We start from the raw sequence: 12,202 nt of genomic DNA, 5'->3' as shown, positions 1-12,202 counted from the left end.
CGTCTCGGACCGACTCCGCCCCGCAGAAGCACCAGAGCTGCGGGGCGGAGTCGTCTGCTTTCACTTCCGAGTCGAGGCCTAGGCCTAGGCGAAGATCAGCCGCCACAGGCCGATGAGGCCCAGGACGACGATTGCGCTCCGCAGTGCCCATGGTGAGAGACGTCTTCCGTATCGCGCACCCACCGACCCTCCCAGGACCGATCCGACGGCTATCAAACCTGCTGCAGCCCAGCTGATCTGGTCGAACGCGAAGATCGTGTAAGCGAGCGCCGCGACGACGTTGACGATGAGCGAGAGCAAATTCTTGGCCGCGTTCATTCGCTGTATCGACTCGGGGAGCAGCACCCCCATGACGCCGATCAGGAGGATCCCCTGCGCTGCAGTGAAATAGCCGCCATAGATTCCGACCACGAATGTGCCGATGGTCAGCAGTATCAGCTTCGCCCGGCTGACATGGTCAGCGGCTTCACCGGCCGCCTCCGAGCGGCGTCTCGCCCACGCCTGAATGCGGGGCTGGAGGACCACGAGAACCAAGGCGGCGATGAGAAGCACTGGAACCACCGCAATGAAGACGGACGGGGGCAGGTGCAGCAGTAGCCACGCGCCGACTAGCGCACCGAAGAACGATGCGGGTATCTGCCAGCGCAACCGGTGCCACTGCCCGGCAAGTTCTCGGCGATATCCCCACGTGCCGGAGGCGCTACCGGCGACCAATCCGATCGCATTCGACATCGTCGCGATCTGCGGGGGATACCCGAAGGCGACGAGAGTCGGAAAGGTGATCAGAGTTCCGGAACCGACGACGGCATTGATGGCTCCAGCACCGAAGCCCGCTACGAGAATGACGAGAATTTCCGATACAGGCACCGAACCGAGGTTACGGACGCCGCACCGAAGACTGTGCACGGGGGACGTACGCACGTACGGTGGTTCGATGTGAGCCTTGCACAGGATGAACGCGCAGCCCTAGTACATACATTGGAAGAGTTGGGGGAGGACACACCGACGCTGTGTGGTGGGTGGACGGGCCGTGATCTGGCCGCGCACCTCGTCGTTCGGGAGCGTCGGTTGGATGCCGCACCTGGAATTTTGATTCCGTTCCTCGCCGGGTATACCGAGAAGGTCCAGAGCCAGGTAGCTGCCAGGCCTTTCGACGAACTGGTCGAGGACATTCGGACGGGACCGCCCATCTGGTCACCGTTCAAGATCCTCGATCCGTTGATCAACGTCGGCGAAATGTTCGTTCACCATGAAGACCTGCGTCGCGCGCAGCCCGAGTGGTCACCGCGAACTTTGCCGCAAGCGATGGAAGACAAGTTGTTCTCGACCGTGGGGTTGATCGGGCGCAAGTCCTATCGCCGAGCTCCGGTCGGGGTGGAGCTGCGTACGACCGATGGACGGTCCGTGACCGTCAAGAAGAGCTCACGTGGTCAGGTGACCCTGATCGGACCACCGTCGGAACTGTTGCTGCATGCATTCGGTCGGAGCGCTGTGCGGCTCGAGAAGGAAGGGGATCCTCGCGATGTCGAGGCGCTCGACGCGCTCGATCGGAGCCTCTGAGCCCTGTTGCTCGTGTTGCGGATGGTTTCGAAGGTGCGGTTGCGACTAACCTAGGGGTATGGCAGGAAAGACCAGCACTCGAAGTTCGGGTACCGGCGGCACCGGTGCCTCGTCGACGTCGCGGGCTTCGGGGGGATCACGCAAGTCTTCCGGGGGGCGCACCGTGAGCACACCACGTAAACCCACAGCCCCACGCACGTCACCTTCGGCACGCAAGGCACCATCAGCACGCAAGGCACCATCAGCACGCAAGGCAGCGCCGGCGCGTGGAGGCGCAGGTTCTCGCGGGGGTGCTCGTCGACCGGCCAAGAACGCCGGTGGTGTGGTCTCTGCCGTCGGACGCGGGATTTCCTCGACGTGGTCGATGGCAGCCAAAGGGGTCGGCGCCACGACTCGAACCGTCAGCAAGGCCAAGGACATCGACCACGGCCACCGACGCGACGGCATCGCTCTGGGTTTGATCGCTCTGTGCGTCGTCGTTGCGGCAGCCGTGTGGTTCAGTGCAGGCGGGCCAGTGGGGGATGGGATCGCAATCGCGGTCCGCGCCGTCATCGGGGAAGCCGGTTACATCGTGCCGGCACTCGGAGTCGCGATCGCGGTCATCCTGATGCGCTCGGAGCCGAATCCAGACATCCGCCCCCGGTTGGTTCTCGGGTCGATCCTGGTTGTGCTCCCGATCCTCGGACTGTGGCATCTGGCTGCAGGTTCACCGGCCGACTCGGCCGGCCGCTCCGAGGGTGGCGGTTTCGTCGGGTACGTCGCGGGAGGTCCGATCACCGACGGTCTGACCGTCTGGCTCGCTGTCCCGCTCCTCCTGCTGGCAGGTCTGTTCGGTGTGCTTTTGCTGACCGGAACCACGGTGCGCGACATCCCGGATCGTCTGCGTTCGCTGTTCGGCACGGACAGTCGAGGCGATGAATATGGAGACTACGACCCAGCGGACTTCGGGGCCGACTTCACTGACGACTACGGCGACCACGACAGCTCCGGATTCGACGCCGACGGATACCCCACCGACGGACCGGACGTCGATCCGTACGGCAACTACCCGACCGAAGAATATGTTCCGGTCAAGAAGCCTCGGGCACGAAAAGCGGCGCTCCCGGTCGACGAGACCACCGAGGTCATGGAACCTGCAACACAGGCGCCAACCGCACCTCCCGCCCGCCCAAAGCCGAAGCCGATCGTCAAGGCCGCGGAGCCCAAGCCCGAAGCCGAGGAAGACAAACTCGTCGTCGACCGCGTCGTCGACGGGGACTACACGCTGCCTCCGCTGTCACTGTTGATCGACGGCGATCCACCCAAGACACGTAGCCAGGCCAACGACACGATGATCGAGGCCATCTCCGAGGTCCTCGACCAATTCAAAATCGATGCTGCAGTAACGGGGTTCACCCGTGGACCCACCGTCACCCGGTACGAGGTAGAACTCGGGCCCGGCGTCAAGGTCGAGAAGATCACCGCGCTCGCGCGCAACATCGCATATGCGGTCGCAACCGACAACGTGCGCCTGCTTGCGCCGATTCCAGGGAAATCTGCGGTAGGCATCGAGGTGCCCAACTCGGACCGCGAGATGGTCCGACTCGCCGATGTACTCACCGCGACATCGACCCGTAAGGATCATCATCCGCTGGTGATCGGACTCGGCAAGGACATCGAGGGCAACTTCCAGAGCGCCAACCTGGCGAAGATGCCGCACCTTCTCGTTGCCGGTTCGACCGGATCCGGTAAGTCCAGCTTCGTGAACTCGATGCTCGTCTCGCTACTCGCACGCGCGACGCCGGACGAGGTTCGCATGATCCTCATCGACCCTAAAATGGTCGAGCTGACGCCGTACGAAGGCATTCCGCACCTGATAACCCCGATCATAACGCAGCCGAAGAAGGCAGCGGCAGCATTGGCATGGCTGGTCGAGGAGATGGAACAGCGGTACCAGGATATGCAGATCAACAAGGTCCGGCACATCGACGACTTCAACAAGAAGGTGCGATCCGGCGAGATCACCGCGCAGCTCGGAAGCGAACGTGTCTACCGGCCGTATCCGTACATTCTCGCGATCGTGGATGAGCTCGCGGACCTGATGATGACCGCTCCGCGTGACGTCGAAGATGCCATCGTCCGGATTACCCAGAAGGCCCGCGCGGCAGGAATCCACCTCGTCCTTGCCACGCAGAGACCCTCTGTCGACGTCGTTACCGGTCTGATCAAGACCAACGTGCCCTCACGTCTTGCGTTCGCGACGTCCTCGCTCACCGACTCTCGCGTCATCCTCGATCAGCCCGGCGCGGAGAAGCTCATCGGTATGGGTGATGCGCTCTTCCTGCCGATGGGTGCGGGTAAACCGACTCGTCTACAGGGTGCCTTCATCACCGATGAAGAGATCTCGGCAGTAGTCGACTTCGCCAAGAACCAGGCAGAGCCGGAGTACAACGAGACAGTCACCGCGGCCAAGGCGTCTCAGAAAAATGACGTCGACCCCGACATCGGCGATGATCTCGACGTCCTGCTCCAGGCCGTCGAGCTGGTGGTCACCAGCCAGTTCGGTTCGACTTCGATGTTGCAGCGCAAGCTGCGCGTCGGATTCGCCAAGGCCGGGCGATTGATCGACCTGATGGAGAACCGGGGAGTCGTCGGGCCAAGTGAAGGCTCGAAGGCTCGCGAGGTTCTGATCAAGCCCGACGAACTCGACGGGTTGCTGTGGTCGATTCGAGGTGGCGACCCGGACGAGGCGCCCTCCGACGATGACTAGGCAAACGCGCCCATGACCGGTTTCCACTCGGTGACGACCGACGTCTCGATCAGGTTTTCGGTGGCGAACGGATCTTGCGCGAACAACGTCTTCACCGAGTCGACGTCGGTTCCGTCGACGATGATCAAAGCGCCGCTTCCATCGGTGTAAGGGCCGCTGGAGATGAGGGTCTTCTTCTCCAGCAGGTCGGCAAGCCAGGCGCGATGGTTGGCGCGATGAGTGTCTCGCCCGGCGGTCGTACTGGGGGAGTAGGTGTAGACAACGGCGAACAGTGCCATGATTTTTCGTCCTTCGGAGTAGGCCAATCGAGCTCGCCCTGGATTGTTCCAGGGGGTTGGATCGATTCAGAGGGGGAGCAGCATTCGTGTGTTGCCCAGGGTGTTCGGCTTCACGTAACTCAGGTCGAGGAATTCTGCGACACCGGTGTCGTACGACCTGCACATTTCGGCGTAGACCTCGGCAGTGACGGGTGTTCCCTCGATCTCGAGAAAGCCGTGCCGCGTGAAGAAATCCACCTCGAAGGTGAGCACGAACAGCTTCTGGAGAGCCAGGTCGCGGGCTACGCGAATCAAGGTATCGACTATCAGACGACCGGCACCGAGGCCCTTGGCTGCCGGATCCACCGCGACCGTGCGTACTTCACCGAGGTCGGCCCACAAGACGTGGAGTGCACCACAGCCGATGACGCTGTCTCCTCGTTCGGCGACCCAGAACTCCTGAACCGCCTCGTACAGTGTGACCAGGTTTTTCTCGAGGAGGATCTTTCCGGCATAGATGTCGATCAGTCGCTTGATCTCCGGGATGTCGGAGGTTCGAGCACGGCGGACGACCACGTCGTCGCCGGGACGAGAGGTCTCGCGGCGTTCGAGTGCTGCGTCGAATGCCGTGTCGAGTGCGTTGTCGGACGTTCCGTCGACGTGGTGTCGACTCGCCCGGTTCGGCCCAGAAGTCATGTGGTGAACAGTAGTCAACGTCGCAACGGATATTCTTTTCGTGTGTCCGTAACCGAACTGGTCCGAAATGAATCAGGACACCTTTGTCGGCGTATCGGCATCAAGGGTTCGACGGTATGAGCGAACCCCTGGCATCCGGCCCGAATCTGCCACACAGCAACTCGAGCACTGGGGACGTCGAACCTGTTCCGATCGTCAATATCGCCAACATTCTGACGATGCTCCGGATTGCTCTCGTTCCCGTGTTTCTCGCTGTCCTCTTCGTCGGAGACGGTCACGACAGCGGATGGCGTATAGGTGCGACGGTGGTATTTGCTGTCGCGGCGATCACCGACCGGATCGACGGGCAGCTCGCCCGCAAGTACGGGTTGGTCACCGATTTCGGGAAGATCGCGGATCCGATCGCCGACAAGGCGTTGATCGGTGCGGCACTCGTCGGACTGTCGATCCTCGGAGACCTCCCCTGGTGGGTGACCGTGGTGATCGCGGCACGTGAAGTGGGCATCACACTCGTCAGATTCGCGGTGATCAGGCACGGTGTGATCCCGGCGGGACGCGGCGGCAAGCTGAAGACTTTGGTGCAGAGTTTTGCGATCGGGATGTATCTCCTGCCCTTGCCCGACGAGGTGCGAGGGGTATCCGTCGCATTGATGGGCTTGGCGGTGTTCTTGACGGTCTACACCGGTCTCGACTACGTGGTCCAGGCCATTCGCCTGCGCCGGCGGGTGAAGTCGTGACCGACCCGCTCGTCGAGGGGTCAAGACGGACGCGAGTTGGGGACGGTCTTCGTCGCCGTCGCGGGCCCCGACGAGACTCAGGTGCAGAAACTCCGACTGTCGGGCGACCGTCTGGCAATCCGACGCGATACAGTCCGTAGTGCGATCTCGGAGCTGTTTCGACGGGTGAGCCGGCGCGGCGACGTAAAGGGTCGGGAACCAATCGGGCCCCACCCAGCGTTGTAGCTGAAGATGGTCGATGTAGCTGAAAACGAACGAGACATTGATTCGATCGACATGGATTCGAACGACATGGATTCGAACGAGGAGGAGCGAGATGGCGCTGCTATTGCGTGAAGCACTCGGCGACAGTCTGCGGCGCACTCGCGTCGCACAGAGTCGCACACTGCGCGAGGTCTCGAACACCGCGCGCGTGAGCCTCGGATATCTGTCGGAAGTCGAACGAGGCAGGAAAGAGGCGTCGAGCGAACTGCTCGCCGCCATCTGCACCGCGTTGGCGGTTCCGTTGTCCGACGTGATGAGCGACGTCAGTGACTCGCTGCTCGTGTCCACCGGCCCTGCCTCGACGGCCGACGGCATCGCGCTGCCTACCGCCGACACCGGGTCGTCGAAGATGAGCGGTAACGGGTCGCCACGTATTGCCGGTGAGACCCGCGTCGTCATCCCTGCGCCCGCACGTGCACTCGCAGCAGCCTGACACCGGATAGCCGCAACCAGTATCCTTTCCCACACGTGCATGTTCACCCACTACGCGTGCAACGCGGCGCCAAAGATGGAGGCAGGATCAACCCATGGCTAATCCTTTCGTCAAAGCCTGGAAGTACATGATGGCGCTCTTCAATTCCAAGATCGACGAGAAGGCCGACCCCAAGGTTCAGATTCAGCAGGCAATCGAGGATGCACAGCGGCAGCACCAGGCGCTGTCTCAGCAAGCGGCCTCGGTTATCGGCAACCAGCGTCAGCTGGAGATGAAGCTGAGCCGTCAGCTCGACGAGGTCGAGAAGCTGAATGCGAACGCTCGCCAGGCAGTCACACTTGCCGACCAGGCGTCCTCTGCAGGCGATGTCGACAAAGCGACGCAGTACACAAATGCTGCTGAGGCATTCGCAGCTCAGCTCGTTACCGCTGAGCAGGGTGTCGAGGACCTCAAGGTCCTACACGATCAGTCTTTGCAGGCCGCATCGCAGGCAAAGAAGGCCGTGGAGCAGAACGCTATGGCTCTACAGGCCAAGGTGGCCGAGCGTACAAAACTGCTCAGCCAGCTCGAGCAGGCGAAGATGCAGGAGAAGGTCAGCGAATCACTCCGCTCGATGGACAGCACGCTGTCCGCGCCAGGTAACACCCCGAGCCTCGATGCCGTTCGCGACAAGATCGAACGTCGCTACGCAGATGCACTCGGCTCGGCCGAACTGGCGCAGAACACCGTGTCGGGTCGGATGATGGAGGTGCAGCAGGCGTCGGTTCAGATGGCCGGGCACAGCCGTCTCGAGCAGATCCGCGCTTCGATGGCAGGTGACGCTCTCCCATCCGGCAACGCGACGGGAACATCCAAGCCGTCGATTGCCAAGACACCCAATGCAACTCCAGAACCACCTGCGCAGCACTGACGCGTAGCCGACTTGGATCCTGCGAGTATGACGAAACAACAACATGGCCGACCACCTACGTGGTCGGCCATGTCTGTTTCCAGCACGATGTCGGCCGCCAAGGATGCAGCAGACGCGGCACGCCGAATCGGCGAGTCCGTCATCGAGGCTGCAGGTAGATGGAACGATCCTCGTCAGAAGCAGATTCGGCGAGTTCGTCGAGCACGCCGGCGTGGATCGTGGTTCGGCGGAGCCACCGGCGCTTCCGCGCTGTCGACGGCTGGGCTTGCCGTGGCGTCTGCGCCGGAATGGACGATGATCGCAACCGGCGGCGGCGCCGCACTCCTCGCCGTACCCACTGTTTTCGCGATCACCCGATACAAGCAGTTGAAGTCCGAGCCACTGCCGGCTCGGAAGCCGGGGAAGAGCATGCTTCCTGCGCGGCACTCTTCGGCATTTACGTCGATGAACCGACTGGCAGGTGCGCAACGGAGCCTGTACGAGCTGACCGGAGTTCTGCTGAGGTCGGAATCGATCGCCTCCGAGGACATTCTGGAGACCACCGAAGTGGCCTACTCCGCGGCCGCCGCGCTCACCGACATGGCAACCGACATAGTCGCGATGGAGCGTGCAGCGGAGTCCAACACACGAGCCGGAGTTCATCTGACCAGCTCGATCAGCGGAGCTGCCGCCGAACTCGAAGCCGGTGTGGATCAATACGAGGAACTCGTAGAAGCGGCCGCGAGGCTTACCTCTCCGACCGGAATGCCGTCGAGTGCTGTCGCCGCCCGGCGCGCTGAGCTGTCGTCCGCTACGGACAGACTCCAAGGCTGGGCCTTCGCGCTGGAGGAACTAGCCGAGATCCGGCGCCGTCACCCCTGAATGGGATCAAGTCTGAACAGGACCACGTCGGGGTCATCACCCATCTTTCCCTGATCTCGTTGCGGACCCAGTGATTTCGTGTATCCGGCATGTCAGGATCGGTGTCGACACAGGGAAAGAGAGATGAAAAAATGTTCTGGAAAATCCTCGGCATCATCGCTTTGGTATGGCTCGCGTTCGCCGTCTTCGGAGCAGTAATCAAAGGAATGTTCGCGATAGCCGTCGCCGGCGCCATCGTCTTCGGGTTGTACTGCTTGGTCAAGGCAGTCACCGGTAAGGAGAATCGAGACTTGACCAAGCTCTGATCGGCGATCAGCTGGGTAGCTCGACGGTCGGGCAGTCGCACATGAACTACAATTTTTCACATCGAGCCGTGTGTAACCGGGTGCGTGCATAGTTCGGTGAAGGCGTTGGATCAGCAAACGAATCGCGGAGATGAACGGGGTGCAGGAGTGAGTCAGCAGACCGAACTGGGCGAGACCTCCGCCGACGACATCGCCATTTCCTCGGTCGAAAATCAGGTGCTCGACGCTGCACGCTCGTGCATTCTCGAATACGGGGTCCGCCGGACCACTCTCGCCGAGATCGCCCGTCGGGCTAAAGTCAGCCGCCCGACCGTCTACCGGCGTTGGTCCGACACCCGAGCAGTGGTCTCCAGCCTGCTGACACGCGAGATCGGCGCGGTGATTCCGAGATTCGATCCTGATGCCTCGGCTCGTCGGCAGATCACGTCCTCGGTCTCGGCGGCAGCCGACGGCATACGCATCCATCCATTGTTCGTCAAAATCCTCCGTTCCGATCCCGAAATCCTCGCCACCTACATCCTGCACCGCCTCGGTAGGAGCCAATCGCTGATCATCGACGGCTTGGTGCCCATCATCGAAGGTGGCCAACGAGATTCGTCGATCCGAGATGGCGTGCCGAGTCATATGGCGACCGTGTTGCTGTTGATGGTCCAGTCCGCTGTGCAGTCGGCAGAGATGGTGTCGGGTCGTATCCCGGGTGACGATTTGGTCGCCGAGTTCGCCTACGCCGTGGACTCGTACCTGCGTCCGCTCGATCGGTGATGCCCGAGGTCGACTCGGCTTCGAGCAGGCAGGTACTCGGCGACCACGTTGGTATGGCACTCTGAGCGGCGTGCGAGTAGCTGTGGTAGCCGGCCCCGACCCAGGGCATGCCTTTCCCGCTATTGCGCTGTGCCACCTGTTCGCCTCCGCAGGTGATGTGCCGATACTGTTCACCGGTTCGAGGTGGATCGATGCGGCCACGGCCGTGGGTATAGACACTCGGTTGCTCAAAGGGCTGACACCGCGGCCCGAGGACGACGATATGGATGCAGGCCAGCGGATTCATTCGCGGGCAGCTTTCATCTCCACCGAACTGTTGCCGGATCTGAAGAATGCCGATGTTGATCTGGTCGTATCCGACATCCTCACCGCGGGAGGCGGTTTAGCCGCCGAACGGCTCGGCATTCCGTGGGTGGAATTGTCACCGCACCCGTTGTACGCACCCTCGAAGGGATTGCCTCCGATCGGGAGCGGCCTTGCCCCGGGGACAGGTGTCCGGGGTCGACTACGGGACACGTTGATGCGTGCCGCAACCGGCAGATCCATAGCCCAGGGAAAGTCTCAGCGCGGAGCCGCACGTGTCGGTGTCGGCCTGCCCGCCGAAGATCCTGGGCCCGCTGCGCGCCTGATCGCCACCATCCCAGCCCTGGAGGTTCCGAGGCCGGACTGGCCGGTCGAGGCGCACGTCGTCGGGCCGCTGCTGTGGGAGCCGACAACAGAAGTCCTGCCGATGCCGCCTGGCGACGGCCCTGTGGTCATGGTGGCCCCGTCGACGGCGTTCACCGGCGCCCAGGGAATGCTCGAGGCGACCTTGGAAGGCCTTGCGGGGAGCGGGGTGCGGTTGGTCGCCTCGATGCTCGACGAGCCCCCGGCCGAACTACCGGGCTGGGCTACCGCGGGGCTCGGCCGACAGGACCATCTCCTCGACCACGCAGACGTCGTCATATGTGGGTCAGGGCACGGGTTGTTGGCGAAAGCCCTGATCCATGGAGTCCCCGTCGTCGCGATCCCCGGTGGTGGAGATCAATGGGAACTGGCCAATCGCGCGGCACGGCAGGGGAGTGCGGTCGTTGTTCGTCCGCCGACCCCTGGAGCAATCGCGGACGCCGTGCTCCGTGTCCTCGGGAGTGAAAGTTTCACCAATGCTGCACGCTCGGCGTCGGCGAGTGCTGCCGAGGTGGAGGATCCCGTAGAGGTGTGCCGCGACGTTCTGCGGTGACGCGTCCTCGGTTACGGTTGTCCAGTGCGATTGACCCAGTTCCAGGAATTGCTCGTCGAGGAGTTCGGCCGGATGCGTGGTGACTCGATACTGGTCGATCACGTCATCACTGGTCTCAACGGTATGACGGGAGCGGAAGCGATCGAAGCAGGTGTCGATCCCCGCGATGTATGGCGTGCTCTGTGTAGTGAATTCGACGTGCCCAAATCACGGTGGTGATTCTCTGCGGCGTGTCCAGGAGCCACCTGATGCAATCGAACAGGTGTTCCCCTATGCTGGTGTCATTCGGTTACACAGCGGTCTCGGGCAGTTCTTGTCGGTACCCAGCTCTACCGTTACCGACAACACGCTCAACGAGACCACGCTGTCACAGACCACACTGAGGAGATCACGATGGCTGCATACGATCGCGACAAAGCACTCGATCTCGCACTTGCGCAGATCGACAAGAATTTCGGTAAGGGATCGGTGATGCGCCTCGGTGATGAGGTCCGCCAACCTATTGCTGTCATCCCCACCGGTTCCATTGCTCTGGACGTCGCGCTCGGTATCGGTGGACTGCCGCGTGGCCGTGTCGTCGAGGTCTACGGCCCGGAGTCCTCAGGTAAGACGACTGTCGCGTTGCATGCAGTGGCCAGTGCTCAGCGTGCCGGCGGAATCGCTGCCTTCATCGACGCTGAGCACGCACTCGATCCTGACTACGCGCAGAAGCTCGGTGTCGATACCGACGCATTGCTCGTCTCGCAGCCGGATACGGGCGAACAAGCACTCGAAATTGCGGACATGCTGGTTCGTTCGGGCGCTCTCGACATCGTGGTCATCGACTCGGTGGCCGCTCTCGTACCCCGAGCCGAGATCGAAGGCGAAATGGGTGACAGTCACGTCGGTCTTCAGGCCCGACTGATGAGCCAAGCGCTACGCAAGATGACCGGTGCCATGAGCAACTCCGGCACCACGGTCATCTTCATCAACCAGCTGCGCGAAAAGATCGGCGTCATGTTCGGCTCACCCGAAACTACGACGGGCGGTAAGGCTCTCAAGTTCTACGCCTCCATCCGTCTCGATATCCGGCGTATCGAGACGCTCAAGGACGGCACCGAAGCAATCGGTAACCGCACCCGCGTCAAGGTCGTCAAGAACAAGGTTGCGCCGCCGTTCAAGCAGGCGGAGTTCGACATCATTTACGGCAAGGGCATCAGCCGTGAAGGCTCGCTCATCGACATGGGGGTCGAGCACGGATTTATCCGCAAGTCGGGATCTTGGTTCACCTATGACGGTGATCAGCTGGGTCAGGGCAAGGAGAACGCCCGCAAGTTCATGCTCGAGAATCCCGATATCCGTGACGAGATCGAGAAGAAGATCATGGAGAAGCTGCAGATCGGTGCCGACGTCACGGCTGTCGATGACGAGAAGGCTGCTCCGGTCGAGTTCTGACACGGGTGACCCGCT

14 protein-coding genes and 1 pseudogene are annotated in these 12,202 nt (G+C 62.0%); 12 read left to right on the top strand and 3 right to left on the bottom strand.

Annotation, left to right across the window (positions count from 1 at the left end; translation table 11 throughout):
- Positions 1-84: 84 nt before the first annotated feature.
- Complete coding sequence (locus H2510_RS01860; RefSeq protein ID WP_136169208.1) at positions 85-867, bottom strand: sulfite exporter TauE/SafE family protein; 783 nt, start codon at positions 865-867, stop codon at positions 85-87.
- Between the two features lie 69 nt (positions 868-936).
- Here H2510_RS01860 and H2510_RS01855 point away from each other — a divergent pair, with 69 nt between their 5' ends.
- Together H2510_RS01855 and H2510_RS01850 are read left to right on the top strand one after the other, a co-directional pair.
- Complete coding sequence (locus H2510_RS01855; RefSeq protein ID WP_186626688.1) at positions 937-1,560, top strand: TIGR03085 family metal-binding protein; 624 nt, start codon at positions 937-939, stop codon at positions 1,558-1,560.
- 58 nt (positions 1,561-1,618) lie between these two features.
- Positions 1,619-4,309 carry a DNA translocase FtsK gene (locus H2510_RS01850; protein ID WP_186626687.1) on the top strand — a complete coding sequence of 897 codons (2,691 nt, stop codon included), beginning with the start codon at positions 1,619-1,621 and terminating at the stop codon, positions 4,307-4,309.
- Here the strand turns inward: H2510_RS01850 and H2510_RS01845 are convergent.
- Both H2510_RS01845 and H2510_RS01840 read right to left on the bottom strand, forming a co-directional pair.
- Positions 4,306-4,587, bottom strand: coding sequence for a YciI family protein (locus H2510_RS01845; RefSeq protein ID WP_186626686.1), 282 nt, complete (start codon positions 4,585-4,587; stop codon positions 4,306-4,308). The genes H2510_RS01850 and H2510_RS01845 overlap by 4 nt on opposite strands.
- Positions 4,588-4,653: 66 nt before the next feature.
- A complete protein-coding gene (locus H2510_RS01840; RefSeq protein ID WP_186626685.1) occupies positions 4,654-5,262 on the bottom strand; it encodes an amino-acid N-acetyltransferase in 609 nt (202 codons plus the stop codon).
- Positions 5,263-5,378: 116 nt separating this feature from the next.
- Here H2510_RS01840 and pgsA point away from each other — a divergent pair, with 116 nt between their 5' ends.
- From pgsA to recA, 10 genes and pseudogenes are all read left to right on the top strand, one after another.
- Entirely contained in the window at positions 5,379-5,999 is a 621-nt protein-coding gene (gene pgsA, locus H2510_RS01835; RefSeq protein WP_186626684.1) for a CDP-diacylglycerol--glycerol-3-phosphate 3-phosphatidyltransferase, read from the top strand.
- A 27-nt stretch (positions 6,000-6,026) separates the two neighbouring features.
- Positions 6,027-6,224, top strand: a pseudogene (locus H2510_RS21170) (CinA family protein); the annotation flags it as partial.
- Between the two features lie 91 nt (positions 6,225-6,315).
- Complete coding sequence (locus tag H2510_RS01825; protein ID WP_186626682.1) at positions 6,316-6,696, top strand: helix-turn-helix domain-containing protein; 381 nt, start codon at positions 6,316-6,318, stop codon at positions 6,694-6,696.
- A 94-nt stretch (positions 6,697-6,790) separates the two neighbouring features.
- Positions 6,791-7,606: a PspA/IM30 family protein gene (locus H2510_RS01820; protein ID WP_186626681.1), complete on the top strand. Its 816-nt coding sequence runs from the start codon at positions 6,791-6,793 to the stop codon at positions 7,604-7,606.
- 69 nt (positions 7,607-7,675) lie between these two features.
- Positions 7,676-8,467: a phage shock envelope stress response protein PspM gene (locus H2510_RS01815; RefSeq protein WP_186626680.1), complete on the top strand. Its 792-nt coding sequence runs from the start codon at positions 7,676-7,678 to the stop codon at positions 8,465-8,467.
- Between the two features lie 131 nt (positions 8,468-8,598).
- Positions 8,599-8,772: a hypothetical protein gene (locus H2510_RS01810; RefSeq protein WP_186626679.1), complete on the top strand. Its 174-nt coding sequence runs from the start codon at positions 8,599-8,601 to the stop codon at positions 8,770-8,772.
- A 147-nt stretch (positions 8,773-8,919) separates the two neighbouring features.
- Entirely contained in the window at positions 8,920-9,534 is a 615-nt protein-coding gene (locus H2510_RS01805) for a helix-turn-helix domain-containing protein (RefSeq protein ID WP_315901169.1), read from the top strand.
- A gap of 70 nt (positions 9,535-9,604) precedes the next feature.
- Positions 9,605-10,753 (top strand): glycosyltransferase, encoded by a 1,149-nt coding sequence (locus tag H2510_RS01800; protein WP_186626678.1) that lies wholly within the window; start codon positions 9,605-9,607, stop codon positions 10,751-10,753.
- A 24-nt stretch (positions 10,754-10,777) separates the two neighbouring features.
- On the top strand, positions 10,778-10,972 hold the full coding sequence (locus H2510_RS01795; protein WP_186626677.1) for a DUF3046 domain-containing protein: 195 nt from the start codon (positions 10,778-10,780) through the stop codon (positions 10,970-10,972).
- A 174-nt stretch (positions 10,973-11,146) separates the two neighbouring features.
- Positions 11,147-12,187: a recombinase RecA gene (gene recA, locus H2510_RS01790; RefSeq protein WP_136169197.1), complete on the top strand. Its 1,041-nt coding sequence runs from the start codon at positions 11,147-11,149 to the stop codon at positions 12,185-12,187.
- Positions 12,188-12,202 lie beyond the last annotated feature (15 nt).

Origin of the sequence: Rhodococcus sp. BP22, from assembly GCF_014281965.1 — a bacterium.
Lineage (GTDB): Bacteria > Actinomycetota > Actinomycetes > Mycobacteriales > Mycobacteriaceae > Rhodococcoides.
The sequence above is the reverse complement of the archived record's forward strand: the minus strand, read 5'-3'. Positions and strand labels throughout refer to the sequence as shown.